This window comes from Longispora fulva (genome assembly GCF_015751905.1).
In the GTDB taxonomy this organism is placed as follows: domain Bacteria; phylum Actinomycetota; class Actinomycetes; order Mycobacteriales; family Micromonosporaceae; genus Longispora; species Longispora fulva.
Genome location: NZ_JADOUF010000001.1, coordinates 3557986 through 3584271 on the forward strand (window position 1 = coordinate 3557986; position 26286 = coordinate 3584271).

At 74.1% G+C, this 26286-nt stretch carries 19 protein-coding genes; 9 read left to right on the forward strand and 10 right to left on the reverse strand.

Annotation, left to right across the window (positions count from 1 at the left end):
- Nucleotides 1-26: 26 nt before the first annotated feature.
- On the reverse strand, nucleotides 27-1229 hold the full coding sequence (locus tag IW245_RS15695; RefSeq protein WP_197008524.1) for an IS110 family RNA-guided transposase: 1203 nt from the start codon (nucleotides 1227-1229) through the stop codon (nucleotides 27-29).
- 206 nt (nucleotides 1230-1435) lie between these two features.
- Between IW245_RS15695 and IW245_RS15700 the strand changes: the two genes are divergently transcribed.
- Nucleotides 1436-2593 (forward strand): RICIN domain-containing protein, encoded by a 1158-nt coding sequence (locus IW245_RS15700; protein ID WP_197003920.1) that lies wholly within the window; start codon nucleotides 1436-1438, stop codon nucleotides 2591-2593.
- A 29-nt stretch (nucleotides 2594-2622) separates the two neighbouring features.
- Here IW245_RS15700 and IW245_RS42220 read toward each other — a convergent pair whose 3' ends face one another.
- From IW245_RS42220 to IW245_RS15715, 3 genes are all read right to left on the reverse strand, one after another.
- The gene (locus IW245_RS42220) at nucleotides 2623-5526 is read right to left on the reverse strand and encodes a helix-turn-helix transcriptional regulator (protein WP_197003921.1); all 2904 of its coding nucleotides are present in this window, start codon (nucleotides 5524-5526) and stop codon (nucleotides 2623-2625) included.
- Nucleotides 5527-5587: 61 nt separating this feature from the next.
- Nucleotides 5588-5806 (reverse strand): hypothetical protein, encoded by a 219-nt coding sequence (locus IW245_RS15710; protein ID WP_197003922.1) that lies wholly within the window; start codon nucleotides 5804-5806, stop codon nucleotides 5588-5590.
- Nucleotides 5803-8931, reverse strand: coding sequence for a type 2 lanthipeptide synthetase LanM family protein (locus IW245_RS15715; RefSeq protein ID WP_197003923.1), 3129 nt, complete (start codon nucleotides 8929-8931; stop codon nucleotides 5803-5805). Before IW245_RS15715 ends, IW245_RS15710 begins: the two co-directional genes overlap by 4 nt.
- A 193-nt stretch (nucleotides 8932-9124) precedes the next feature.
- On the opposite strand from IW245_RS15715, the gene IW245_RS15720 reads away from it, so the two are divergent.
- Nucleotides 9125-11227 carry a S8 family peptidase gene (locus IW245_RS15720; protein WP_197003924.1) on the forward strand — a complete coding sequence of 701 codons (2103 nt, stop codon included), beginning with the start codon at nucleotides 9125-9127 and terminating at the stop codon, nucleotides 11225-11227.
- 90 nt (nucleotides 11228-11317) lie between these two features.
- Here the strand turns inward: IW245_RS15720 and IW245_RS15725 are convergent, their stop codons facing one another.
- Complete coding sequence (locus IW245_RS15725) at nucleotides 11318-11674, reverse strand: hypothetical protein (RefSeq protein WP_197003925.1); 357 nt, start codon at nucleotides 11672-11674, stop codon at nucleotides 11318-11320.
- A 165-nt stretch (nucleotides 11675-11839) separates the two neighbouring features.
- Between IW245_RS15725 and IW245_RS15730 the strand changes: the two genes are divergently transcribed.
- Complete coding sequence (locus tag IW245_RS15730; protein WP_231398817.1) at nucleotides 11840-12973, forward strand: ABC transporter permease; 1134 nt, start codon at nucleotides 11840-11842, stop codon at nucleotides 12971-12973.
- Between the two features lie 69 nt (nucleotides 12974-13042).
- Here IW245_RS15730 and IW245_RS41665 read toward each other — a convergent pair whose 3' ends face one another.
- Nucleotides 13043-16006 carry an AfsR/SARP family transcriptional regulator gene (locus IW245_RS41665; protein ID WP_197003926.1) on the reverse strand — a complete coding sequence of 988 codons (2964 nt, stop codon included), beginning with the start codon at nucleotides 16004-16006 and terminating at the stop codon, nucleotides 13043-13045.
- A gap of 135 nt (nucleotides 16007-16141) precedes the next feature.
- Here IW245_RS41665 and IW245_RS15740 point away from each other — a divergent pair, with 135 nt between their 5' ends.
- Nucleotides 16142-16786 (forward strand): nucleotidyltransferase domain-containing protein, encoded by a 645-nt coding sequence (locus IW245_RS15740; RefSeq protein ID WP_197003927.1) that lies wholly within the window; start codon nucleotides 16142-16144, stop codon nucleotides 16784-16786.
- 67 nt (nucleotides 16787-16853) lie between these two features.
- Here the strand turns inward: IW245_RS15740 and IW245_RS15745 are convergent, their stop codons facing one another.
- Nucleotides 16854-18680: a laminin G domain-containing metallophosphoesterase family protein gene (locus tag IW245_RS15745; RefSeq protein ID WP_197003928.1), complete on the reverse strand. Its 1827-nt coding sequence runs from the start codon at nucleotides 18678-18680 to the stop codon at nucleotides 16854-16856.
- Nucleotides 18677-20419 carry a PHP domain-containing protein gene (locus IW245_RS15750; protein ID WP_197003929.1) on the reverse strand — a complete coding sequence of 581 codons (1743 nt, stop codon included), beginning with the start codon at nucleotides 20417-20419 and terminating at the stop codon, nucleotides 18677-18679. The genes IW245_RS15745 and IW245_RS15750 overlap by 4 nt, the downstream gene beginning before the upstream one ends.
- 179 nt (nucleotides 20420-20598) lie before the next feature.
- On the opposite strand from IW245_RS15750, the gene IW245_RS15755 reads away from it, so the two are divergent.
- The 3 genes from IW245_RS15755 (at nucleotide 20599) to IW245_RS42225 (ending at nucleotide 22220) form a co-directional block, all read left to right on the forward strand.
- Nucleotides 20599-21102: a DinB family protein gene (locus tag IW245_RS15755; RefSeq protein ID WP_197003930.1), complete on the forward strand. Its 504-nt coding sequence runs from the start codon at nucleotides 20599-20601 to the stop codon at nucleotides 21100-21102.
- A 120-nt stretch (nucleotides 21103-21222) separates the two neighbouring features.
- The gene (locus IW245_RS15760; RefSeq protein ID WP_197003931.1) at nucleotides 21223-21720 is read left to right on the forward strand and encodes an SRPBCC family protein; all 498 of its coding nucleotides are present in this window, start codon (nucleotides 21223-21225) and stop codon (nucleotides 21718-21720) included.
- 68 nt (nucleotides 21721-21788) lie between these two features.
- On the forward strand, nucleotides 21789-22220 hold the full coding sequence (locus tag IW245_RS42225) for an SHOCT domain-containing protein (RefSeq protein ID WP_197003932.1): 432 nt from the start codon (nucleotides 21789-21791) through the stop codon (nucleotides 22218-22220).
- A gap of 11 nt (nucleotides 22221-22231) precedes the next feature.
- Here the strand turns inward: IW245_RS42225 and IW245_RS15770 are convergent, their stop codons facing one another.
- The gene (locus IW245_RS15770; protein ID WP_197003933.1) at nucleotides 22232-22657 is read right to left on the reverse strand and encodes a T3SS (YopN, CesT) and YbjN peptide-binding chaperone 1; all 426 of its coding nucleotides are present in this window, start codon (nucleotides 22655-22657) and stop codon (nucleotides 22232-22234) included.
- 25 nt (nucleotides 22658-22682) lie between these two features.
- A complete protein-coding gene (locus tag IW245_RS15775; protein WP_197003934.1) occupies nucleotides 22683-23177 on the reverse strand; it encodes a hypothetical protein in 495 nt (164 codons plus the stop codon).
- A gap of 376 nt (nucleotides 23178-23553) precedes the next feature.
- Between IW245_RS15775 and IW245_RS15780 the strand changes: the two genes are divergently transcribed.
- A complete protein-coding gene (locus IW245_RS15780) occupies nucleotides 23554-24996 on the forward strand; it encodes a hypothetical protein (RefSeq protein WP_197003935.1) in 1443 nt (480 codons plus the stop codon).
- Between the two features lie 169 nt (nucleotides 24997-25165).
- On the forward strand, nucleotides 25166-26281 hold the full coding sequence (locus tag IW245_RS15785; RefSeq protein ID WP_233473110.1) for an ABC transporter substrate-binding protein: 1116 nt from the start codon (nucleotides 25166-25168) through the stop codon (nucleotides 26279-26281).
- Nucleotides 26282-26286 lie beyond the last annotated feature (5 nt).

A 26286-nucleotide genomic window follows, 5' to 3' on the forward strand; every position in this document is an offset into this window, starting at 1 on the left:
ACGCAACAGGAGTCTCAATGATGAAGTCAAGCCGTATGCGTGACGGGTGCGTTGGGGGTGAACAGTCTTCCGTCGCGCAGCAGGGCCCACAGCACGTCGACGCGGCGGCGGGCCAGGGCGATGACGGCCTGGACGTGGCGTTGTCCTTCGGCACGTTTCTTCAGGTAGTAGTCGCGGGAGGGTCCGGGGCGCATCATCGCGGTCTGGGCCGACAGGTAGAACAGTCGTCGCAGTCGGCGGTTGTAGCGTTTGGGCCGGTGCAGGTTGCCGGTCCGGCGTCCGGAGTCACGGGGAACCGGGGCGAGGCCTGCGGCCGAGGCCAGCCTGCCGGAGTCGGCGTAGGCGGTCAGGTCTCCGACGGACGCGAGAAATTCCGCGCCGAGGATCGGGCCCATGCCGGGCAGCGACTCGATGATCTCGGCCTGCGGGTGGCAGCGAAACGTCGCGCCGATCTGCTTGTCGATGCCGCCGATGCGCTCATCCAGGGCGAGGATCTGCCTGGCGAGGTCGGCGACCAGGTCGGCGGCCACCGCCTCACCGGGCAGTGCCACCGTCTGAGCGGCGGCTGCGGTCATCGCCTTGTCAGCGACGGTGTCGGCACTACGGACACCTCGTTTGACCAGCCAGGCTTCCAGGCGGCTGCGACCGCGTCGGCGCAGGGCCGCCGGGGTCTGAAACCCTGTCAGCAGGATCAGTGGTCCCTTGGCGGCCGAGTAGTCGAATGCGCGTTCCAGCGCGGGGAACACGCCTGTGAGCAGGTCACGCAGCCGGTTGATCATCCGGACCCGGTCGGCGATCAGATCGGATCGGTGGGCGGTGAGCAACGCCAGCTCGGTCACGAGTTCGCCCGGCACATCGATCGGGGCGAAGTCCCGGCGCAGCCGCGCGGTTTCGGCGATCACGTAGGCGTCACGCGCGTCGGTCTTGGCTTCGCCCCGATAGCCGCCGGCCATCCGGTTGACCGTCCGGCCGGGGACATAGACCGGCCGGTGACCGGCCGCGGCAAGCAACGCGAGCAACAACGCCGAGGCCGTCCCGGAGATGTCAACTGCCCAGTCGGCCTGCTCAGCCAGCGCTCCGGCCTCGCCGATCGCGTTCAGGATCGCCGTCTCGTCGTTGTCGATCTTCTTCGACCATACCGAGGCGCCGACTTCATCGACGGCGACCGCCCAGTGATGGCCCTTGCCGGCGTCAACGCCGACCCAGACCCGGGCCCGAACCTGCCCCACACGCCCCTCCTCCAGCCATACCAACACGTTCTGGCCCGAAGAGCGCCCCGCCGTCATCTCCGTAAACAGCGACCGAATCGCAGATCTCAATCAGCAGTCAGGGCACCCAAGAGAACCGGGCGGCCACTCCTGGTCAGCCACTGACGACAAGACCCCATAAGCCACACCCGGCCCTCCCGGGCCACCCAACAACTTACGGAGACCCCATGTCCACATCCAGAACCTGGACGGGACTACTGATCGTGGCCGCCACGGCCCTGTCCCCCGCGGTCGCGGACGCGTCCGCGGCGATCAACGCCTACGGCGGCAACGTGTCGGTGAGCTGGTCGGTGTCCGGCGTCCCCTCCGCCGGCCTGACGAACATCACCTTCCCCATCACGGTCAACCCGGCGACGGTGCACGCCGCCGGGACGTACTTCGCCCAGCAGTACAACTTCCGGAACAACTCCACCGGCGGTTACACCGGGCTGCAGCCCCGGGCGAACCTCAACGGCCACGAGCGGCTGCACGGCGTCTTCTCCAGCTTCACGAACGGCGCGACGTCCACCGACCCCAACTGCCACAACGGAGCCGACGGCGGGGCCGGGGTCAGCTGCGCCTCGGACTTCGACGCCGTCTACGGCCACACCTACGCCGTCACCGTCGCGCGCACCGGCACGGACACGTGGACCGGCACCGCGACCGACACGGTGACCGGCGCGTCCAGCCACATCGGCACGTACCGGATGCCCACCGGCAGCGGCAACCTCAACGGCTCGCACAGCGGCTTCGTCGAGTACTACAGCACCACGACGAACTGCGCGCAGCTGCCCAGGACCGACGTGGTCTTCGGCGGCCCGACGTCCACCGACGGCAACCTGACCGGCACCACCCGGGCGAACTACGAGTACGGCGAGTGCACCGGCCAGGCCAACTTCCAGGCCGGCAATGTCGGCAACGGTGTCCACGTGACCCGGGGCTGGGGCGGCACCACCCCGACCCCCGGCACTGTGGTGCGCAACACCGGTTCCGGCCGGTGCCTGGACGACCCCGCCGGCAACACGAACAACGGCACCCGGATGGCGATCGGGGACTGCACCGGGGCGAGCAACCAGACGTGGACGTCCACGTCCGGCAACGCGCTGACCCTCGGTGGCAAGTGCCTCGACGCGTACGCCGGCGGCACCTCCCCGGGCACCGCCGTGATCCTGTGGGACTGCCACGGCGGCACCAACCAGCAGTGGGTCTTCGGAGCCGACGGCGCGATCCGCGGCACCCAGTCGGGGCTGTGCCTGTCCCCGTCCGGCGGCGCGACCGGCAACGGCACCCTCGTGGTCCTCGCCACCTGCACCGGCCAGCCGATCCAGCGCTGGACCCGCGGCTAGGCTCGACGGCTGGGGCGGGGAGACCCGCCCTAGCCCGCCGGCGGTGGCTGCAGGTGCGCGGCGTAGTCGCACAGGGCCGCCCGGTTCGGTTGGCCCGTCTTGGCGATCAGGCTGGCCACGTGCTTCTCCGCCGTGCGGGGCGAGATGAACAGCCGCTCGGCGATCTCCCGGTTGGCCGGGGCCGAGCCGAGCAGCCGGAACACCTCGTACTCGCGGACCGTGACGCCGCCGTCGCGGAGCACGGCGGGCACCTTGCCGGTGCCGGAGCGGCGCTGGCCCACGTTGGCCCCCGCCCGGCGCAGCAGCCCGCGGCAGGCCGCCGCGACCGCCGGGGCGGTGGGGTGGAAGTACTGCTCCGCCGCCCGCAGCCACCCCTCCGGGTCGCCCCAGCCGTGCGCGACGGCGTCCTCGGCCACGAGCCGCAGGCCCAGGTGGTGGGCGACCGGGAAGGGGCGGGCCGCCTCCCGCGCCGCCGTCATCGCCGCCGTCGCCTCGGCGGCCCGGCCGGCCCTGCCCAGCGACACCGCCTGGGCGAACAGCACGAACTGCCGGTTCCACCGCAGCTGGCCTGCCGGGTCCTCCTCCGCCGGGGCGTGGCCGGCCAGTACCCGGAGGAAGGGGCGCAGGCCGAAACGGCCGTCGAGGGGGAAGATGTTGAGGTTGGTCCGCGACCAGGCCAGGGACTCGCCGAGTTCGGCGACGGCCCGGTCCCGGTCCTCCTCGAGCAGCGCGCAGAAGGCCCGACAATGCCCGAACACGACGGGCACGTGCATCGACCCCGTCCCGCCGCGCCGGCCGAACTCGGCGAGCGCCCGGTCCATCTCCCGCCGTTGTCCCTGGTGTGCGGCCACCACGGCCAGGGTCAGCAGCGCCATCCGCTGGTTGTCCACGTGCCGCAGCCGGGTACTCGACGCCAGGCAGCGCTCGGCCACCTCCCGCGCGTCGGCGTGGTCGCCGCGCAGAGCCCAGATCCTGGCCAGGGACACCTCGACCGTGTGCAGCAGGGAGATCTCGCCGATCCCGCGGGCGGCCTTCAGCGCGCGTTCGAGCTGGTGGGAGTGGCCGGTGCGCAGGAACTCGTTGCCGCCGAGCAGGGTCAGGGCGTGGATGTGCCAGACCGGCAGCCCGTGCGTCTCGGCGATGTCCAGCACGCGTTCCAGGCACGCGTCGGCCTCGCCGGTACCCCGCAGGCGGGCCACTTTGGACAGCAGCTGCCAGGACTGGCAGGCGACCACGTGCTGGCCGGCGGCCTCCGCGGCCCCGACGGCCCGGGTCGCCAGCTCCTCGGCGCGGACCAGCCGGTCGGGCCCCGTGGCCCCCATGTGCCCGTTGAGGGTCAGCTCGCCCTCGACGACGTCGAGCGCCGCGGTCTGTTCGGCTCCCCCAGCCCGGCCGAGCAGGGTACGGGCGAGGGCCACCTGGGCCACCCCGTCGGCCACCCGGCCGGCGGACGCAGCCCACCAGGCCATCCGGGTGTGCAGGGCCGCGGCGCGGGCGTGGCTGAGCCCGCCGGTGACCGGCAGCTGGTCGATGAGCGCCAGGGCGCGGTCGAGCTGCCCGGCCTCGGCGAGCGCGTGCGGCAGCGACTCCAGGACGTCGGTGAGTTCCGGCCGTCCGGTGAGGAGTTCCCTGGCCCGTTCCAGCAGGCCGACGGCCGACGTGAGGCCGCCGGCGGCGAGGGCGGCGTCGCCGGCCCTGGCGAACAGCAGCCCGGCCCCCGCCAGGTCGCCGCTCGCCAGGCGCAGTGTCGCGACCCGCTGTCCCCAGTCGCCGGGCAGGCCCGGGTGGGCGCGCTCCACCGCGTCGGCGGCCCGCCGGGCGATCGCCGCGCGCTCGGTCGGGGTCAGCGAGGCGAGGAGCGCGTCGGCGATCAGGGCGTGGCGGAACTCGTAGGAGTCGGCCACCGAGCCGCTCGGGGTGACCAGGTGCCCGTCGATGGCGGCCCGCAGGTGCGCGATGAGGCTGCGGTCGTCGAGCCCGGTGACGGTGCGCAGCTCGGCCAGGTCGAACCGGCGGCCCAGTACGGCGGCGACCTGCAGGAGTTCGCCGCCCTGGGCGCCGAGCCGGTGGGCGCGCCGGGCGACGCTGCGCACCACCGTGACCGGCACCTCGATGTCGAGGTCGCCGAAGACCCGCCAGCCGGCGGGGCCGGTACGCAGCACGTTCGCCGCGACCATGCCGCGGAGGATCTCCTCGACGACGAACGGGCTGCCGTCGCCGTGCTGGACCAGATGGTCGCCCACCGTCCCCGGCAGCGCGCCGCGGTCCACGCCGAGGCAGGCGGCGGCCATCTGGCGCACCTGTTCCGGGGTGAACCCGCTCAGCTCGGACAGGACGGCGGACCGGCGGCGGGCGGCGTCCCGGGCGAGGTCCGCGGCCCGGACCGGGTCGGGGCGCAGGGTGGCCAGGATCAGCACCGGCAGTCCGGCGACATTGTCCACCAGGTAGTCCAGGACCGCGAGGGTCTCGGCGTCGGCGTCGTGCAGGTCCTCGATGACGAGCAGGCATCCGGTGTCCCGCCCGGCGACGGCGAGGAGGCGCAGCACCGCCTCGGCCACCTCGATCAGGGTCACCGGGCCGTCGGCCACGGTGCCGTCGCGCCAGTCGGGCACGAGTCGGGCGAGCACCGGCCGGTACGGCGCGAGCTCCGGGTCCCGGGGCGGCCCGAGCAGCCGGAAGTAGGACAGCAGCGCCTCGGTGACCGGCCGGAACGGCATCGCCAGCCCGCTGGTGCCGCTGCGACCGCGCAGCACCGGCATCCCGGCGGCGCCGGCCCGGGCCGCGCACTCGGCCGCCAGCCGGGACTTGCCGATCCCGGCCTCGCCGATCAGGAACAGGGTGCCGCCGCGCCGGTCGCGGGCCGCCGCCAGCCCCCGGTCGAGGAGCGCCAGCTCAGCACCGCGGCCGATGACGACGGGCGATGTGATCTGCACAGGGCGAGGCTACCGTCCCGGGCACCGTCGTGGGCCCAACCGTCCGCCGGGCCCACCCGGGTCAGAAGTTGCCGAGGGTGTGGACGCAGGTGATGCTGGTCTCCGTGATCGTGTCCTCCGCGGCGACCACCGCCGCCGCGGCGAGCAGCAGGCCCGCCAGGCCGGTCATCCGTCGCAGGGTCGCGCGGCCCGAGCCGATCAGGCCCGAGGGATGATCGATGGTCGTGCCCTCCCTGGCCTCCGGGTCCTTCCACAGTCGGGCCAGTTCCTCATTGGTCATCCGGTGTCCTTTCGGTGCGGTGATGGCGAGGTCGGCGTCCTCAGGAGCGGCACCGACGGCACGCGGGCGGGGAACGCGAGGCGCAGCAGACCATAGCCGATGCCGGCGAGTCCGCCGAACAGTCCGGGGCTGGGCACCGCGCCGGGGGTGGAGCAGCGCGGGCCGTGCCGGTCGAGACCGGCCAGGAAGGCCCCCGCGCGCCGGGGCAGCGCGTCGACGGCGACCGGGTGGCCGGCTGTCGCGGCCACGAGCAGCAGTTCCAGCCGGCCCGTGTCACCGTGGCAGAGGCAGTCGTCGGGGAACGCCACCGGGCGGGCGGCGTCGACGATCGCGTCCTCGACGAGGGGGGCGCGCAGGCCGAGGTCCACAAGGGCGAGAGCGATTCCGGGGGTACCGTCGCACCAGGTCCCCGGCGTGCCGGCCGCCTCCGCCGTGCGGCTCGTGTCCCGCTCGCCGGCCGTGCCGTTCCCGTCGGCGGCGGGCTCCGGTCGTCCGGCCCTCAGCAGGAGGCTCGCGGCCTCGGGCCGTTCGCCGTGTCGGGCCAGCGCCCAGCCGACCCCCGCAGCGCCGAACGCCATCCCGCCGGTCGCCGGAAGCCGGTCGCGCAGGTGCGGTGCCCAGGACGTGGCCAGCTTCCGGGCGTGGTCGAGCCCGGTGGCCTCGTGCACGGCCACCAGCGCCGCCAGGTTGCCGGCCGCCCCGGTGAGCAGGCCCGGCCCGGGGGCTCCGACGAGCGCCGGGTCGCAGAGGGCGACCGCGCGTTCGACCCAGCCGGCGATCTCCCGGTCGTTCCACAATGCCGCGAGGTGGGTCAGCGCGTAGGCCAGGCCGGCCGGGCCGTGCAGTCCGCTGCCGGACAGCGCCAGGTACTCCGGGTGCGCCGCCAGGCCGGCCAGCAGCCCGGGCACGGGCCGCACCGCCTGGCTGGCCAGTTCCGCGTACCGGGCGATGCCGGTGAGTTCCGACAGGTGGGCCAGGAACAGCGCGGTGCCGGAGTGCCCGCTGACCAGGCCGGCACGTTGCGGGAGAATGCCCCAGCGGTCGGCGTCGACGGCCTCCATGCCCAGCCAGTTCACCCGGTGCCCGTCGGTGTGCGCCATGGCCAGCAGCTGGTCGCCGATCCCGCACGCCGCGGCGAGCAGCCGTTCGGACCCGACCGGCGTGCGGGGGGCCGGCGCGGGTCGCGGGGGGCCCGGCCGGTGCTCGGGCATCGGGGTGCGCACCGCCAGCGACGCCTGGATCACCCACTCCTGGTCGTACTGGTCCACGCCCCGCATCGCGGCCAACTTGCCGGCGACCCGCTCCAGTCCGGACTCGGCCAGGTCCGCGACCGGGGTGCCGTCGCCGGCCAGCAGCTGTCGGCCCGCCGGCCGGTGGGTGAAGTACGGGACGTCCCCGGCCCACAGGTCGGCCAGCTCGTGCCGCACGGCCGACCAGCGCACCGGGTCGTCGGCGGAGTCCGGCCACAGCGCGTCGAGGAACCGGTCCCGGTCGAGGGCGTCGCGCAGCAGGTCGGGGTGGGTGGACTCGTCGAGCAGGGTCGTGTACCGCCGGGTGGCCCGCAGCACCACCCGCATCTCGTCGGCGCCGAACCGCCCCACCAGCCGGGTCAGCTCGGCGCGCCGCTCGCTGATCACCTGGTACGCCTCGCGGAACCCGGCCAGGATGCTCTCCCCGAAGGACTCCGGCTCGACGTCCGCGCCGTCGAGCCGGGGCCGGTTGTCCGCGCCGGGGAACACGGCCGGTTCCCGGGTCAGCCGCATCTCGTCGGTGCCCGGGTCGGCCCACACGTCGAGGCCGTTCGGGGACGCCGCGCCCTTGTCGCCGCCCACGCCGGAGATGTCCAGGGCGCCGTGGTCGCCGATCAGCAGGTGCGGGAGCAGGGCGATCCGGTACACCGAGGACTCCAGTGCCCGGGCTGCCGGGTCGTCGGCGTCGGCGGGCATCGCCGGGTGGAACAGGGTCTCGACGTCCACGACGACCGGCTGGTCCGCGCAGGCCAGCAGGTTCTCGTAGTGGATGTCGGTGCCGTCCAGGGCGTGGAGCAGGGCGAGGAGCGCGCCGAGCCGGCGGTAGAAGGCGTCGACCTGGCGCAGGTCGGCGCACGGCCCTGCGACGGCGAACTCCATCCAGCCGTAGGGCCCGCGGTCCGCGACGGCCAGCGTCCGCAGGTCCAGGCCGGGCAGCGCGGCGTTCGTCCAGGCCAGCACGTCGTTGAAGTGCGCGTGCGCGGCGAGCGGCCGGGGCTTGTAGACCACCCGGGCGCCGTCGGCGAACCGCAGCACCGCCACCCTGCGGCCGCGCCGGTGGCTGTCCCCGGCCGCCATGTCCACGTCGACCAGCGGGCCCGGGTCGACACCGCCGAGCAGGTCCGCGACGATCCGGCCCCGATCGGCGGCGAGCCGGGCCGCGAGCTCCGACCACGCGGCGACGGCCGCGTCGCAGGCGCCGGCCAGGATCCGGGCCAGCACCGGCCACTCGGCGAGCAGGGTACCCAGATGATCCGGGGTGGACAGTCGTCCGACGAAGTCGGCGAAACGCTCCTGCGGGGTCTCCCCCGCCAGTTTCCCGGTGAGCCGCAGGACGTTGAGCTCCAGCACCAGGGTGCGCCGGGCCAGCCGGGTCAGGTCGCCGGACAGGTGCCGGGCGAAGCAGTCCGCGAGGGCCCGCGGCACCTCCGGCAGGTCGGCGCTGGCGCGGTGCACGAGGGGCGCGAGGATCCGGGCGAACCCGGCCTGCGTCGTCGCCGTCGGGCCGCCGAGGGCCTCGGCGACGTAGCGCGCCCAGGGCGGCTCCCCGCCGGCGGCGGCCACGTCCTCGGGGGGCTGCGCGAGCAGGGCGAGCAGGCGGGGCTCGTCCAGGCCGGCGACGGCGAGCCGGAGGTCGAGGTACCCGTCGCACGCTGTGCGCCACGCGGCCAGCCGGCGCTCGGCCCGCCGCAGGGCCGGATCCACCGGCGTGCCGGTCCCGGCCGGTGTCTCGGGCCTGCCAGCCCCGGCCGACGTGTCAGGCCCTCCCGCCCCGGCCGGTGCCGCCGGCCGCGCGGCCCGGCGTTCGGTCAGGGACAGGCCGCGGGCCCACCAACCGGCGGCGAGCCCGAGCACGTCCGGTTCGGTACTGGTCACGCCGCCGAGCATGGCACGCCGCCAGGTGCCGGGGATAGATAGCCCGGTCCCCATTCGCCCGGGATCCTCCCCCACGACCCATGGGCGACTACCCACATTCCCGACCACCCATTGTGGCCGGTCGATCCGTCTCGCTTGACTCGGTGCGCAGCCGTCCGCGCGGTGCGGAGGGCACGGGACAGGGAGAGCACCCATGATCGGGAGAAGGATCAGGCTCGGCGCTATCGCGTCGGCCTGTCTGACCTTGGCCGCGGCGGCGGCCACGACCGTCGGGACGGCCCCGGCCGCGGCGGCGACCGGGATCCGCACGGGCATGACGTGGACCGTGCTCGGCGAGCAGGACGGGTCGGTGCACGTCGGAGCCGACGGCCAGACCAACGCGTACGCCGGGGACACGACGGTCGACCAGTACCGGTCGATCCTGTGTCTCCTGGTGGACGGCCGGTCCGCGCCGGCCGGGATCACGTTCGACTTCAGCAACGGCTGGGCCCGGGGCGCCGTCCGCGCGACCCCGGCCATCGCGGCCAGCGTGCTGACCTCGCAGGCGCAGGCCGACGAGATCTGCGCCGACACGTTCGGCGCCGGGTGGCGGCTCGCCGAGTTCCACGACGGCCGGTACGGGCCGAACCTCGACCAGCCGGGCGGCTGGAGCTTCTGGGCCGCCGGCAGCCTCGCCCCGGGCACCCGGCTGTGGACGGCGATCAGCGACCAGCCGGCCAACGCCTGGAACTCGGCGGGCACGATGCCGGCGGTCCCGGCGCTGCCCAAGTTCATCGCGGCCGACGCCGAGGAGAACCCGATCGCCGGGCAGTACCAGGTGATGTTCCCCGACACGACCGCGGAGACCGACGTGGCCGCCCGTGCCGACGCGCTGGTGGCCGCGTACGGCGGCAAGGTCCTCGACGTCCAGACGTCGGTGCTCGGGTTCTCCTTCGCCGGCACCGAGGCGCAGGCCCAGGCGATGAGCGCGCACAGCTGGGTGGAGACCGTCGAGCAGGACACGACGGTCGACGGGAACGTCGTCCCGTGGCACCTCGACCGGGTGGACCAGCGCGCCCTGCCGCTGGACACCCAGTACGCGCCCACCGGCACCGGCGCCGGGGTCAACATCTACGTGCTGGACAGCGGCTTCCGCTACACCCACACGGAGATCGCCGGCCGGGCCCGCAGCGGCGTCGACCTGGTCGGCGGCAACGGCGTGGACTGCATGGGCCACGGCACGGCGACCAGTGGCATGGCGGCCGGCCGCACGGTCGGCGTCGCCCCCGCCGCGACCCTGATCTCGGTGCGCATCTTCGGCTGCTCCGGCGGCACCAGCCGCTCGAAGATCGTGTCGGCCTTCGACTGGGTGGCCCGCAACCACGTCAACCCGGCGGTGGCCAACGGCAGCTTCGGCGGCAAGGTCGGCTTCCTGCGCCGCTGGTTCAACTGGCGCACCCCGGAGGACAAGGCCGTCCGGCGCGCGACCCAGGCCGGGGTGACCGTCGTCGTGTCGGCCGGCAACAACAACGACAAGGCGAAGAACTACACCCCGGCGCGGGCCGCGGAGGCCATCACGGTCGGCGCGACCAACTCCGGCGACCAGCGCGCGTACTTCAGCAACTACGGCAAGGTCGACCTGTTCGCCCCCGGCCAGGCCGTGCTGTCGGGCAACCAGCTCGGCGACACGTCGTACTCGTCGTGGGACGGCACCTCGTTCTCCTCGCCGATGGTCGCCGGGGCCGCGGCGCTGTACCTGCAGAGCCACCCGACGGCCTCGCCCGGCCAGGTGAAGTCGTTCCTGCAGAACAACGCCACGCCCAACGTGGTCGGCAACCCGGGCTCCGGCTCCACGAACCGGCTGCTGTACACGCGGGCCGCCGCCACCCACGCAGGCATGACGTGGACCGTGCTCGAACAGCGCGCCGGCGCGGTCCGGGTCGGCGCGGACGGCACGACCAACCCGTACTCCGGCGACACCCCGGCGAGCGCGGCGTTGCCCGTGCTGTGCCTGTTGGTCGACAACACCCCGGTGCCGGCGGGCATCACGCCGAGCTTCTACGCCGGCTGGGCCCGCGGCCCGGTGCGGCTGAGCCCGGCGGTGTCCGGTGGCGACCTGACCAGCCGGGCGACCGCGGACGCGGTGTGCGCGGCGAACTTCGGGGCCGGCTGGCGGATGGCCGAGTTCCACGACGGCCGGTACGGCGCGAACCTGGAGTTCGGCGGCGGCTGGGCCTTCTGGGGGGCCGGGACGCTGCCGGCCGGCACCCGGTTCTGGACGGCGATCAACGACCAGCCGGCGAACAACTGGAACTAGTCGCACGCGGGGCCGGCCACCGGGTGGTGTCCGGCCCCGTCCCGTTCGGGGGTCCGCTTCGCCGCGTCGCGGCCCGGACCGGGAGTGGGGTCAGCCGCAGGCGTACGTGCCGCGGAACTGCTCGAACGACGCGCCGTTCCAGGCGCGGTAGGCGGTCGGGGTGGTGCCGGCGCAGTTGTAGAGCGCCTGGCCGTTCCCCTGGGCCACCACGGTCCAGGCTCCGGTGGCGGCGTTCTGCCTCTCCAACCGGACCCAGGCGTCGCCGCCCGAACCGTCGGGGCAGTCGTAGTAGCCGTCTGCGAACAGCTGGGTGGTGAAGTCGAAGATGGCGTAGTAGGAGCTGCAGACGGGCCTGGCCTGTGCCGGGGTCGAGACGGCGGCGGTGAGGCCGGTGGCCGTGACGGCGAGGGCTGCGGCGAGGGCCGCCGAACGCAGAGGTCGCGACATGGACGCACTCCTTGGGAAGAGACGTTCGTCTACATTAGACAGTGACGACTATACGCATCCCCGCACCCCACCGGGCAACCCTCAGCCGCCCGGTGGAGCCGACTCCGCCGAACGCCGGTCGCGCCCCGCCCGGGTGCGATACGGTCGGGCGGAGAGGGGGCAACCGTGCTCAGTCCACCGGTCGACGACGCCCAGCGCATCACCTCGGGACGGCAGTTCTGGCGCTTCGCCCTCACCGTCTCCGTGGTGGGGGTCGCGGTCCAGCTCGCGCTCACGGCCTACTACCTCGGCATGGGCCACGCCCCGAAGCCGCACGACCTGCCGGTCGGGGTGATGGCCACGGCCGCCCAGCTGCCGAAGGTCACCTCGACGCTGGAGGCCGACGGCGCGTTCACCGTCCGGACGTACCCGTCGGTGGACGCGATGACGGCGGCCATCAGACACCGCGACATCTACGGCGGCGTGGACCTGACCGCCGCCGAGCCGCACCTGTACATCGCGACCGCCGCGGGCCCGTCGGCCGCCGCCGTCCTGCGCGGCACGTACACCACGGTGATGCAGCAGCAGACCGCCCAGAAGCTCGACCAGCTGGCCGGGCAGGCCACCGAGGTGCCGCTGACCGCTGTCCGGGCCCTCACGGCGCCGCCGGCGGTCACCGACGTCGTGCCCCTGCCCGCCGACGACCGCAACGGCTCCTCGATCGGGTTCCTGGTCCAGGCGCTCGCGCTCGGCGGGACGATCGCCTCCACCGGACTCGGGCAGCTCATCCCCAGGGCCCGGCGGCAGGCGCGGCGCGGTCTGGCCCACATGACCACCCTGATCGTGTACGCCCTGGGCTCCGCGGCCATCGTGCTGTGGTCGATGAGCTGGTTCGGGGTCGGGGCCGGCGCGAACCACATGGCGCTGTTCTGGGAGTTCACGCTCGTCTCGCTGGCCATCACCGCGTCGACGGCCGGGGCGGTGAGCCTGATCGGGCCGGCGGGCGCGCTGGCCGGCCTGTTCTACTTCACCATCGGCACCGTCATCTCCGGTGCCAGCATCCCGCCCGAGTTCCTGCCGGCCTTCGGGCACCACCTCGGCCAGGCGCTGCCCACCGGCGCCGGGGTGCAGGCCGTCCGCGACAGCCTGTACTTCCCCGCGGTCTCCCTGCACCGGCCGCTGACCACCCTCGCCCTCTACGCCGGGCTCGGTTGCCTGGTCATCCTGGTCACCAACGCGCTGCCGAACCGCAGCGACCGGACCTCCGAGTTCGAGATCACCCTGCAACCGCACCAGCCCGTGCCGCCGTCCACCGACTAGCGACGGGCCTCCGTCCGGCCGGGCGGCCGCTGGCCGCTGACGGCCTGCGGCGGGCTGCTGGCGGCGGCGTCAGGCGTGCGCGGCCAGCCGGGTCGCCACCGTGTCCGCCTCCGGGAAGCCCAACGCCGTGTACCCGGCCCGGGCCTGTTCCCAGTGCGCGCGGGCCGCCGCCGGGTCCTCGTCCGCCAGCGCGTCGCCCAGGCCGTCGTGCGCGCGGGCCTGCGTCTCTCGGTGCCGGATCGCCGCCCCGAGTTCCAGCGCCCGACGGTGGCCGTCGGCTGCCTCGGCGGGCCGGCCGGCGGCGAGACAGGCCCGCCCGAGCGCGTTGAGCACCGTGCCCTCCTTCGTGCGGTTCCCGGTGGCGCGAACGAGGTCTAACGCCCGGTGCAGATACCCGACGGCGTCGGCGTGCCGGCCGAGGTGGCCGTACACGTCGGCGATGTGGGTCAGGGAGTTGCTCTCGCCCAGGCGGTGGCCGAGGGCGCGGTGCAGGTCCAGCGCCTCGTGCAGGGTCGCCAGCGCCTCGGCGTGCCGGTGCCGGTGGGCGTGGACCTTGCCGATGTTGTTCAGCAGGCCGGCCTCGGTCAGCCGGTCGCCGACCTCCCGGCACGCCGCCAGGCTCCGCTCGAAGTGGTCGAGGGCCTCCGGGTAGCGGCCCCAGGTGCCGTACACGGTGCCGAGGTTGAGCAGGGGGGTGGCCACGTCCGGGTGGCCGTGGGCGCGGTGCAGCTCCAGCGCCTGCTCGAAGTGGGCGACGGCCTCCGGGTAGGAGCCGAGTTCCCGCAGGACCAGGCCCAGGTTGTTCAGGGTGCCGCCGGTCCGGCGCGGGTCGCCGAGGGCGCGGCGGATGTCGAGGGCGTGCCGGTAGTGGTCGAGGGCGTCGGGATAGCGGCCGACGTGCCAGTACGCCGTGGCCAGGCTGTTGAGGGTGTCGCCCAGGCCCTGCCGGTCGTCGAGGTCCGCGTGGGCGGCGAGGGCGTGGCGCTGGGCGCTGATCCACGCCTCGGTGTGGCCGCGCACGTCGAAGCAGCTGCGCAGGCCGTTGGCGAGCCGGACCGCGTGGGCCGGCCAGCCGTGCCGGGCCGCGTGGGCGACGGCGGTCGCCAGGGTGTGGCGTTCGGCCTCGTACCAGGCGAGGGCGTCGGCGTAGCTGGCCAGGGCCGGGGTCCCGGGCGCGCCGGGGCGGACCGGGCGGCCGCGGACGTGGTCGTCGACCCGGTCGACCACGTGGGCGTAGTGCTCGAGGAGGCGGGTGACCGCCGCGTGCCGGTCGGCGGCGGGGTCCACCCGGTGCGCGACCGTGCGCGCGTACTCGCGGAGCAGGTCGTGCAGCCGGTACCGGCCCGGGGTGACCTGGTGGGCCAGGTGCGCGTCGACGAGCCGTTCGAGGGCGTCGTCGGCGGCGCGGTGCCCGACGCCGGCGAGGGCTCCGGCGGCGTACCCGTCGATGTCGGCTCCGGGGTGCAGGCCCAGCAGGCGGAACATCCGCTGCTCCGCGGGGGTGAGATGCCCGTAGGACAGCTGGAACGTCGCGGTCATGCTGCGGTCGTCGGCGGCGAGTTCGCCGAGCCGGCCGTGCTGGTCGCGCAGCCGGCGGGCCAGTTCGGCCATGGTCCACGACGGCCGGGCCGACAGCCGGGCCGCAGCGAGCCGGATCGCCAGCGGCAGGTGGCCGCACAGGGCCACCACCTCGCCGGTGGCGTGCGGGGCCGACCGGGCCCGGTCGCCGACGACGCCGGCGAACAGCGCCCGGGCCTCACCGTCGGGAAGCACGTCGAGGGAGACCGGAACCGCGCCGTCCAGGCCCAGCAGGCTGCGGCGGCTGGTGATCAGCACCAGCGCGCCCGGGGCTCCGGGGATCAGCGGCCGGACCTGGGCGGCGTCGACGGCGTTGTCGAGCACGACGAGGACCCGACGGCCGGCGAGCTCCTGACGCCAGGCCGCGGCGCGCTCGTCGAGGTCGCGGGGCACGGCGTCCTCCGGTACCCCGAAGGCGGCCAACAGGGTCGTGAGCGCGGTGGCGGGGTCGACCGGGGACCGCCCCGGCGTGAAGCCGTGCAGGTCGAGGAAGACCTGGCCGTCGGGGAAGCGCGGGGCGAGCGCGTGCGCCGCCCGCACCACCGTCGCCGTCTTGCCGACGCCCGGCATGCCGTCCACGGCCGAGATGACCACGGAGGACGCGCCGGACCCGCCGAGCGCGCACAACCTGTCCAGCTGGGTCGCCCGGCCGGTGAAGTCCGCGAGATCGTAGGGCAGTTGGCGGGGCACGTCCCGGGCCGGTGCCGAGGCGGTCGACGGGCACACGAGTACCGGGTCGTTGCGCAGGATCCTGGCGTGCAGGTCCACCAGGTCGGGGGTCGGATCCAGGCCAAGCTCCGCCTCGCGCAGCAGCCGCCCGGCGTCGTACGCCGCCAGCGCCTCGGCCTGCCGCCCCGCCCGGTGCAGCCCCACCAGCAGCAGCCGCAGGGGCTCGTCGCGCAGCGGGTACTCCCCCGCCAGCTCCGTCAGCTCGGCCAGCGCCTCCCGGTGCCGCCCGGCCCGCAGCTCGGCGGCCAGCAGGGACTCCCGCGCCCCGACCCACTCCTCGGTCAGCCCGGCCCGGATCCGCTCCACCAGGGCGGTCGGAGGCACTGCCTCCAGCGGGGCACCGCGCCACAGGCCGAGCGCCGCGCGGAGATCGGCGGGCGCGTCGGCCCCGCGGCCCCGGGCGAGAAGGCTCCGGAAGCCGGTCAGGTCGACCCGGTCGGCGGTCAGGTCGAGCAGGTAGCCGGGCCCGTGGCGGACGATGTCGGAGCCGAGCGGGCGCAGGACGGCACGCAGCCGGGAGACGTAGGTCTGCAGGAGGCCGCGGGCCCTGGCGGGCGGGTGTTCGCCCCACAGGCCCGCGGACAGGTGGTCGAGGGGGACGGTGCGGCCGACGTCGAGGGCCAGGAGGGCGAGGAGGCCGCGTTGCATGGCCGCGCCGAGGGGCACCTCCGTTCCGGCGTGGCGGAGCTCCACCGGTCCCAGTAGTGCGATCGTCAGCCCGGGCATCCGTCCCCCTCAAGATCCACTATGGCTGAAGGTACCTCGCGGAAGCGCGCGCGGCATCCGGGTTCCGGGAGCCGGGTCCCCTGGCTCCGGGGAAATCCGTGTCCACAGCCCGTGGGCGCGGCTACATTCACGGCCATGGAACCCACGGAGGCCGAACAGTTGCTCGCCGACCACGGCCGGGCCCGCGACACCCTGCTGCGCGGGTTCACCACGGCCGCCGCCGGGGACAACCTGACGCTGTGGCTGCTCGGTTCCCTCGCGTCGGGCGTCGCGGACGCGTGGAGCGACCTGGACCTCCTGGTCGTCGCCGGCCCGGCCCCGGTCGGCGATCCGGCGCTCGTCGTCGTCAACCCCGCCAACGGCCCGCAGGGTGGCGGCTACACCGGCGGCGCGTACCTGGCCGGTCCGCTCCTGATCTGGGTCGACTGGTTCACCTGGCCCGCGGAGCTGCCGGTTCCCGCCGGCGCGCGGCTCCTGACGGGCGACGGACGGCCCGGCACCCTGCCCCTGTTCGACGCCCTCGACCGGCACGGCCGCGGCACGAGACGCGCGGAGCCGGATCGTGACACGTTCGCGCTGGCGATGATCCCGATCGCGGCGAAGTACGTGGCGCGGGGCGAACTCGAGGACTCCGCCGGCATGATCGCCATGCTCGGCGGCGACCCGGACGGCGACCACGTCGCGGCACTGCGGGCGCTGCTGCGGGCGATCGCGGACCACGGCCCGGTCACCGAGCGGGTCGCCCGGACGATCGACGTGGCCGAGGCTCTGCGCGGGTAGCCCGGACGTGGCGGTCGACGCCGCTTCGCAACCGACCACCACGATCCGAGCCGCCTCCCGGCGCACGTCAGGCGTTCATGAACGACCCCACCGGCAACGCCCGGTCCACGATCCGCACATCCCCGATCCAGCCGTAGAAGCCCTGCTCGACCACGTTGTCGTACGTGCCGGCCCCGATCAGCCACGGCCGGCCCACCGTGCTCAGGCCGATCGACGGGGTCGACGGGTTGCGCAGCAGCTTCGCGCCGTCCACGTACATCGTGGTCGTGCGGCCGTTGTTGACGACCGCGACGTGGAACCACCGTTCGGGGCGCAGTTCGTGGCCCCAGTTCGTGGCGATCCCGTCGCGGTTGAGCGGCCACACGGCCCACTGCAGGGCAAGCCCGTCGGAGATCGCCAGGGCCGCCACGGGCTCGGCCGGGTCGTCGCCCGTGCGCCCGGCGTCCCCGCCCCGGCCGAGCCGGCTGAGCACGCCCATCCACGCGTGGTCGCCCCGGGCGTCGGCCGGCAGTTTCAGGAACGCCTCCACCGTGTACCCCTTGGTGAAGGTCATGGCGTTGAGCGGCGCGTCCTCCGCGGTGCGCAGGTAGCTGCCCCGGGCCGGGCGTTTGCCCCCGGCGAGGAACACGCTGCCGTGCGTCGGCTGGTCCGGGTGGTGCTCGGCCGTCCAGCGCAGGCTCTCCGACCCGTCCAACGACACCCGGGTCAGGTGGTTGCCGGCGCCGGAACGGTCCTCGACCCGGTCACCGGCCGCGTCGAAGCGCCAGTAGGCGACGGTGCCGGGCAGCACGAGGTGGCTCGCCGGGCGCGGGACGCGGACTGGCACGGGGTCGAAGCCGGCGAACCGGGCCGCGAAGTCGATCGGCACGGAGAACCGGTTGACCGGGTCGGTCAGCTCCACCTCGGCGCGCCCCAGCGCGTCGCGGGTCTTCTGACCGAGGAGCCACGGGGAGAACGTCTCCACGTCGATCGTGGCGCGGGCCAGGTCGAAATGGTACATCCGGATCGTCGCCGAGCCGCCGTAGAAGCGGTCCTGGTAGTTGGTGACGTGCACGTGCACGTCGTTGCCGGCGGCGTTGCGCAGCGTGGTGCGGCCCGGCGGCCAGTAGTGCCCGTTGAGGGTGAGGAAGATCTGGTCGTTGTCCCGGATCAGCGTGTCCCACAGCCGCTGGCCGTGCTCGGACAGGGTGGCCGTGCCGGCCTCGTCGGCGTGGGCCAGGTCGTGGGTGGTGAGGATGGCCGGCGTGCGCGGGTGGGCGCGCAACACCCCTTTCACCCATGCGACGGTACCGGCGGACACCCGCCAGTCCAGCGCGAACACCAGCCAGTCCCGCCCGGCGGCCCGGAACCGGTGATACGTGTTGTACCCGCCGGACGTCGCCCCGCCGAAGGTGGCCATCTTCTGGAACCGGGCCGTCCCGAACACCTCGAGGTACGGGCTCGGGCCCCGGGTGTCGTCGGTGCGGGAGTCGATGTCGTGGTTGCCGGCCAGCACGCTGTACGGCATCCCGCGCCGGTCGAACTCGCGGAACACCTTCCCGGCCGCGACGAGTTCGGCCGCGGCGGCGTTCTCCACGACGTCGCCGAGGTGCGCGGCGAACACGGTGTTGTGTTCGCCGCTGTGGTCCACGATGTACTTCAGCGTCGCCTCGAGCGGAGCCGGGTCGCCCCGGTCGGCGTCGAAGAGGTACTGGGTGTCGGGGATGACGGCGAGGGAGAACCGGGGGTCGTCGCCTCTCGCCCCGGCCGCACCGGAGACCGCGCCGACGACCGGGACCGCCGACGCGGTGCCCGGCACGGCGGTGGCGGCCGACGCCGTGCCCGGCACGGCCAGGGTCGCGGCCCCGGCGCCGAGTGCGCCGACACCGAGCAGGAGTTCGCGGCGGGAGGTCACTTCTTCACCTCGACGAAGATGGGGTTGGTGTAGAGCCAGGTGTCCAGCCACGGGTCGCCGTCGCCGGGCGGGTGCGGGAGCGGCCCGTGCGGGTCGATCGCCGCACCGAGCAGCCCTGGACCGTTGCGCCGACCGTCACTGCCGCGCACCCGCAGGTAGCAGGACTCCCGGACGCCCTCGATCGGAACCTTCACGGTGTACGTGCCCGTCCGGCCAGCCACGTCGGCGGTGTGCACGACCCTGGTGTCGGGGGCGCGCCACGAGTCCCGGTCGGCGGCCGGGCCTCGCACCGCGCCCCTGATCACGTCGAGGCGCGCGAGCGTCGGGATCTCGCCGTGGTAGTTCGGCCGGGACGCCGTGGTCACCGTGATGGTCAACAGCAGCCGCTCGCCCTTGCGGACGTGCACCCGGCCGCCCAGGGTCGCGCCCCTGCACCGGCCCAGGTGGTCGGTGAGCCGGACCTCGAGGCCGTCGACGAGCTGGCCGTGGTCGACCCATACCCGGCCGGCGCGGAGTCCGGCCATCACCTCGGCGTACCCGAATCCGGTGACGCCGACGTGGGTGCGGCTGAACTGGCCGGGCCACAGGTCGCTGCCCGGCTGCGGGGTGTCGGTGTCCACCGGGTCGGGCAGCCGGCCGGTGTTGTCGAAGTTCGCGCCCGGGGCCCAGTCGCCGTTGCGCCAGGTGTCTAGGACGGTGCGGTGGTTGTCGGAGTTGGAGGTGACCGAGTACAGCTTCCCCTCCGACAGCAGCGCGTCCCACAACCCGCCGACCGTGGCCGTCATCCAGTCGAAGCCGCCGTAGGTGACGTAGGCCTCGATCGGGTAGCCGGGCCAGGACCGGGCGGAGGGCTTGTTCTCGTACTCGCCCCGGATGCTCGTCGCCCCGCGCGCCGGCAGCGCCGCGCCCTGCGCCCCGGGCGCGCCCTCCATCCCGATCATGATGTCCGGGTCGGCGTCCCGCCAGGCGCGGATCTCGTGCGGGGAGTCGATACCCAGCCGGGACGGGTGGTTGGCCAGCACCAGCACGTCGGGGACGTCCCCGGCCCGCTTGCGCTCGCCGAGCCACCGGATCGCCTCCACCGCGAGGGCCTCGTTGCCGGCCGTGTCGGGGTGCCCCGGCGCGCCCTCGGTCCGGCCGAGCAGCTTGCCGTCGAACGTCAGCTCGAACTGGCGGAGGATCTCCGCCTCGTTCGGGCCGGGCGGGGTGAACACCGTGGCGTGCTCGGCCCCGGGGATGTACCACTCCAGGCCCTGGAACACGAGCATCCGAGGGTTCTCGGCCCGGGCCTTGAGCACCTCGGCGTGCTCCGCGAGCGCGCCCCCGGCGTTGGCGTGCCCGACGTTGCTGTGCTCGGTGAACACCATCCAGTCCAGCCCGAACTGGGCGGCGCGCCGGGTGAGCTGCGCCGCCGTGTACTTCGCGTCGTGGCTGAACACGGAGTGCACGTGATGGTCGCCGACGAGGTAGACGAGGTCGGGGTCGTCGTCGGGCTGGAGCGGGGCCTTGCCGGCGGGTGCCGGGCCCGCGCCGGCCGGGCTCTCGCCGAGGGCCGGCGTCCCGGCGGCGGGTGTCGCGGCGGCCGGGACGCCCTCCAACAGGGACAGCCCGGCGAACCCGGCGCCGAACAGGCCGGCCCGCACGAGCAGTGCCCGCCGGGAGCCGCCCTGGGCGTCCAGCGCCGTCTCGGGCACCTCGGGGTCCGCCCACTCGGGCAGCGGATTGCGGTCGTCAGGCATGGGACTCCCTGGTCGTGGTTGTGTCCCCGCACGGTAGGAGTCCCAGGTGACGGGCGGGTGATCTTCGGCGGGCCAACAGTTGACAACGTTGCCAGTCAGCACGCCGGGGCCCCGGGGCCAGTCCCGATCGCCCGGTCGGCGGCGTTGATGATCTTGTGGCGGCCGGTTAGGGTGGCGGCGTGACGAACCCCCAGCAGCGTTCCGATGTCCGACCGCCCACCGTCGACACCGACGAGCGGACCACCCTGACGGCGTTCCTGGACTACGTCCGCGACGCGGTCATCGCCAAGGCGTCCGGCGTCACCGACGAGGAGGGCCGCACCCCGGGCGTGGCCTCCGGCACCAGTCTGCTGGGCCTGGTCCGGCACCTGACGGCCGCCGAGCGGTTCTGGTTCGCCTGGTCCCACGCCGGCGAGGACGTCGAGTTCGACCTCGACATGCGGGTCGCCGACGGCGAGACCGCCGAAGGACTCCTCGACGGGTACCGGGCGGCGATCCGCCGCAGCAACGAGATCGTCGCCGGCTGCGCGGACCTGGACAAGCCGGCCGCCCGTCCGGCGCGCCCGACCCAGCCGGCCAAGTCCCTGCGGTGGATCCTGGTGCACATGATCGAGGAGACGTCCCGGCACGCCGGACACGCCGACATCCTCCGCGAACACCTCGACGGCAGCGTCGGGCGCTGACCCGCACGGCGTTCGCCGGTCACGACGGCCGCCGCGCTGAGCGGTGCTCCTCCATCACAACGCCGTGCTCCCCGGTCGCGACGGCCACCGCGGGAGCGGTCGGTGCCCGATACTGGACCGGTGCCCGTCGTTGAAGCCACCGTCGTCGTCCCGGTCCCACCGGAGCTGGCCTTCGCGGTGTCGCAGACCACTGCCCCGGTCCGCTACCGGTGGGACCGCTTCATCCGCCGCCAGTACTTCCTCGACGCGGCCACCGAACCGGCCAAGGGCGTGCGCACCTTCACCCGCTCCCGGCTTGGCGTGTCGATGGTCAGCGAGTACGTCTCCTATCAACCGCCGAGCCACGTCGGCATGAGGATGGTGCGCGGCCCGTGGTTCTTCGCGGTGTTCGCCGGCGGCTGGCGGTTCGCGGCCGCCGACCGGCCGGGTCACACCGTGGCCACGTGGCGGTACAACTTCCGGTGCCGTCCAGGGTGGACACGCCCGGCTGCGGAGCGGATCGGCGCGTGGCTGCTGGGGCGGGAGATCCGTCGCCGGATCGCCGGCTACGCCGGGGGCTGTGCCGATCCGGTGGTGCTCGCGGCCGCGCACCGGGCCCTGCGCGGGCCCGAGGTCTGACCCTGGCGCGGGCCGGGTCTGTCCGTGTGGCCCTGCTCCCGGGCGGTCGGCGCTGCTAGCGTCGGGAAGTGAGATTCTATGTACGTTCCGTCCTCGGCGTGACCCTGCTCGTGGTCGGCCTGACCGTGTTCGTCTTCGGCGTGTACCAGGTCGCCAAGGGCGGGACGTGCTCCTCCGGCGGCGTGCACGTGTCGACGAAACAGTGCGCCGCCGGCTCGTCGGAGTGGATGTTCGCGCTGCCGGTGATCCTGCTCGCCGGGCTCGGCGGGCTGTGGCTGTGGACCCGGCGCGGGCCGCGCCCGGGAACCGCGCCCGTTGCGGCCCAGGGCTGGTCGCACCTGTCCTCCGGTCCCACCGTCCGGTACGTCTCCGGGGACGCTCCCGGCACCCGTACCGACCCGATCGTCCGACTCGGACAGCTGCGGGCGCTGCGGGACGCGGGGGTGCTCACGGCCGCCGAGTTCGACGACGCGAAGGCGAAGATCCTGTCCGAGTTGTGAATCCGGGAGCGCTAGCAGCGGTCGGGGAACGCGCGTACGCCACCGAAGCGGGCGCCGAGCCACTCGTCGTAGTAGTCGGCGGCGTCGGCGAGGCTGTCGCACGCGTTGGCCAGCTCCGGCTCGTCCAGGGTCTCGGCGAGCAGCTCGGCCGCCGCGTACACGGTGCGGTCGCGCCAGAACAGGCGCAGGAACGACAACCGGCCGTTGAGGTCGTTCAGTTCGGCGAGCAGGGCCGGGCCGGAGTCGATCTCGCGGAGCAGCGGGGAGAACACCCGCACCACGGCCGGCTCGGCGTCGATCAGGCGCACGTACACGATCGCGGTGCCGCTGCGGATCGCCACCGGTTCGTCGACCAGGTCAGCACTGGGGACCGAGCCATGCAGGTATCCGGCCACGAGTCCGTGGACCCGGGTGCGCAGTACGTCGTCGATCGCCACGATCGTCAGGGTAGCGCCGTGCGGCTCAGCCCGCCTTGCCCGGCCGCCCCGGTGGCAGGAATCCGCGCCGCCGGGCCTCCTTGATCCAGCGGTGCGCGGTGGTGGCCGGCACCCCGTTGGCGGCGGCCAGCTCGGCGGCCGGCCGGTGCGAGGACTGCGCCAGGTCCCGGTACGCCCTGGCCACGTCGCGGTAGAACTCGTCGGGCCGCCGGCCGGAGCCGTCGTGCGCGAGCCGGGCTGACCCCGCCTCGGTCGGGCGGCGGGCGGCTCGGCCGGGATCGCTGGTCTCCCAGCCGGCGTCCAGGGTGTGCGGCGGACGCGCGGGGCCGGACCGGTCCTTGGGCCCGAGCGGCGCGGCCTGGACCACCCGGTCGTCCACGATGGCGAGTTGGGCGTTGGCCGCCGCCTCGATCCGGCCGACCGGGATGGCCCGGAGCAGCTCGGCGCTCGGTTCGCCGTCGATCCGCAGCCCGGTCAGCACCAGCCTGCCGTGCGCCCCGGCGCTGATCCGGACCAGCACGATCCCATGCAGAGGGGGCTCCTGGCGCCATTCACACCATTCACCTTCAACCGGAAACAGCCGCCCTCGCACCCGGACAGCCTACCTTCCCGCTAGTTGCGCGAACCTAGACGTCTAAGTACGCTCATCCAGACCGAGCTGTTCGGTCACCCTCCGCCGGACCGCCGGCGGCCAAACGGGGGGCAGTCGGGGCGGTGATCGCCGTCCCGGCTGCGGGGCCACACGTGGTTCCTTCGGGTTCCGGCGAAGGCCGGTGAAACGCGGAGGTCCGCCGAACGCCGCCGGGCGCGGGTTGCCCGAGCGGGCAGGGTCCGTCGCCCCTCCGGGTGCACGGGCGACGCCGGTCCGCGGCGACCGGCGGTGCGAGCCTGGAACCATGGGGTTCGCACGGGACCACGACCACGGCGTCGCGCCGGGTCCGCGTCGACCGGCGGACCCGGAGCGACGCTCGCCGCGGCACCCGGACACCGGCGGCACGCCGCAGACGACGGACCTGGGTCCGGCGGCCCTGCAACGGGCGGTCGGCAACCAGGCCGTCACCCGGCTGCTCACCGGGCAACTGCCCGTCCAGCGCGCCGTCGTCCGCGACTACCCGGACATCCTCAGCCGGCTGCGTTCCCTGTGGGTGAGCGACGGCGACGAGTACCGGATCATGAGTTATCTGCTCACGGATCCGCAGGACCAGTACGACACGGTGCGGGCGATGATGCGCGACGGGGTGCTCACCGAGTTCTTCGACCAGTTGCCGTCGGACGCCCGGACCCGGTTCGGCACCCTGATCACCACCGTCGAGCGGTACCGCGACGACCGGCTCACACCCGACGAGCAGCTGTCCTTCCGGCACCGGATGGACTGGGTGCGCACGGCCGCCGACGCCGACGCCGCGTTCGCCGCGCTGCGGGGCATGCCCGGAACCGAACGCGCCACGGTGCTGGCCGCGGTGCCCGCCGCCGAGTTCGAGGCCTGGTCGCGACTGTTGCCGGCCCGCACCGACCCGGTCGAGCTGCGGGCGCTGCAGGACCTGGAGATCGCGGCCAACGGGACCAGCCGGGCCGCGATGGGCACCCAGCAGCACGCGTTCCTCGCCAGCCAGGCCGCCGCCCAGGGCAAGACGGTCGAGCAGTTCCTGCGCGGCGAGGCCGACGCCCGCGGCTACGGCGGCCAACGCGCCCTGTGGTGGCCCCGCCTCAGCCCCGCAGCCCAGGCCCGGTGGCGGCAGCGTTTCACCGTGGCCCTCAGCCGAGTCGAAGCCGCCCTGCCGGCCGATCTGCGCCGGGTGCTGGCCGGCGCACGGGCGGGCGGGGGCGGCATCGAGTTCGACCCGCAGGCCGTCGAGGAGAACAGCGCCTACGCGATGAACACCGGCAACATCCGGCTCCGGGTCGGCAAGGACTGGCTGCTGGCCGCCGAGCACAGCCCGGCCAGCGTGTTCGAGAACATCGCGCACGAACTCGGCGGGCACCGCGACTACGGCACCGAGCTGACCTGGGACATCATGACCGACGCGACCTCCCCGGCCGAGCGCGCCGCCGCCGCGGCCGGCGGCCGTCCGCTGTACACGGCGTACGGGTACCTCGAGAACGAGTTGTACGCCGAACTGCGCGAGCTGCCGCACCGGACCCCCGACAGCCAGGGCGACGAGCCCGAGCAGGACGTGCCGCGCCAGCTCCGCCAGATCCAGGCGGGCTTCGCGCCGGGCGTGGCGGCGGTCGTGGTCCGCGCGTTCCGCCGCCGGATCGCCCACGACGCCCGGATCACCCCTGCGGCCCTGGCCCTGTACGACCGGCACGTCCGCGCCGTCTTCGGCATCACCTTCTAAAAGCACCGAAACACGGGAGATCCGCACCCGACAGCTGTGACGAATCGGTCGCGTCCTTGACAGCGGGCTGGACGGATCCCACAGTAGCCAGGACGTTCGCGCCCTGGCTGCGGGACGACGTCGAGCGGCCCCCCTCGGCCGCGGCCCGAGACGTAGGAGGAGCTCACCCGTGCGGTGGACACGTCGCAAACTCATCGTCGGCATCGCCACGGCCACCCTGGTCCTCGCCACCGCCTGCGGCGCGCCGTCGGCACCCCGGCCCACGGCCAGGAACGCCACATCGGCCACCGAGCTGGGCGGGATGGACGCGCTGGTCGCGGCGGCGAAGAAGGAGCGCGAGCTCACGGTCATCGCGCTGCCGCCGGACTGGGCGAACTACGGGGAGATGATCTCCAGGTTCGAGAAGAAGTACGGCATCAGGGTGGTCTCGGCGCAGCCCGACTACACCAGCCAGGACGAGATCAACGCCGCCCGGGGCCTCAACGGCACCAACCGCGCGCCCGACGTGTTCGACCTAGGCGTCCCGGTCGCCCTCGCCAACACCGGCCTGTTCGCGCCGTACAAGGTGGCGACCTGGCGCGACATCCCCGAGCAGCTCAAGGAACCCCAGGGCCTGTGGTTCAGCGACTACGGCGGCTACATGTCGATCGGGTACGACGCCGGCAGGGTCCCCGCCCCCGCCACGCTGCAGGACCTGCTCAAGCCGGCGTACCGGGGCAAGGTGTCCATCAACGGCAACCCGACCGAGGCCGGCTCGCCGTTCAACGCCGTGATGGCCGTGGCCCTCGGCACCGGCGGGTCCGCCGACGACATCGGGCCGGGTGTCGACTTCTTCGCCCAGCTCAAACGCAACGGCAACCTGCTGTCGGGCGAGCCCAACAAGACGTCGATCGACAGCGGGAAGACGCCGGTGATCATCGACTGGGACTACCTGAACACCGCGACGGCCGCCCGGCTCAAGGGCGTGCTCGACTGGCGGGTCACCCTGCCGGCCAACGCCGTCCTCGGCTCCTACTACGTCCAGGCCGTCAACAAGGAGGCCCCGCACCCGGCCGCCGCCCGGCTGTGGGAGGAGTTCCTGTTCTCCGACGAGGGCCAGAACATCTGGCTCAAGGGCCTCGCCCGACCAGTCCGCGCGGACGCGATGCGCGCGGCGGGCACACTCGACCCCGCAGCGGACGCGAACCTGCCGAAGGTCGTCGGCACCCCGGTGTTCCTGTCCCCCGCGCAGACGGACGCCGCGAAGAAGTACCTCACGGAGCACTGGCGGGCCTCGGTCGGCTGAGGACC

Excerpts from the sequence above, each read along its gene's own strand:
- IW245_RS15710 (WP_197003922.1), bottom strand. The coding sequence starts at position 5,806 with ATGACCAATGAGGAACTGGCCCGACTGTGGAAGGACCCGGAGGCCAGG.
- IW245_RS15740 (WP_197003927.1), top strand. The coding sequence starts at position 16,142 with ATGGAACCCACGGAGGCCGAACAGTTGCTCGCCGACCACGGCCGGGCC.
- IW245_RS15720 (WP_197003924.1), top strand. The coding sequence starts at position 9,125 with ATGATCGGGAGAAGGATCAGGCTCGGCGCTATCGCGTCGGCCTGTCTG.
- IW245_RS15725 (WP_197003925.1), bottom strand. The coding sequence starts at position 11,674 with ATGTCGCGACCTCTGCGTTCGGCGGCCCTCGCCGCAGCCCTCGCCGTC.
- IW245_RS15750 (WP_197003929.1), bottom strand. The coding sequence starts at position 20,419 with ATGCCTGACGACCGCAATCCGCTGCCCGAGTGGGCGGACCCCGAGGTG.
- IW245_RS15780 (WP_197003935.1), top strand. The coding sequence starts at position 23,554 with ATGGGGTTCGCACGGGACCACGACCACGGCGTCGCGCCGGGTCCGCGT.
- IW245_RS41665 (WP_197003926.1), bottom strand. The coding sequence starts at position 16,006 with ATGCCCGGGCTGACGATCGCACTACTGGGACCGGTGGAGCTCCGCCAC.
- IW245_RS15700 (WP_197003920.1), top strand. The coding sequence starts at position 1,436 with ATGTCCACATCCAGAACCTGGACGGGACTACTGATCGTGGCCGCCACG.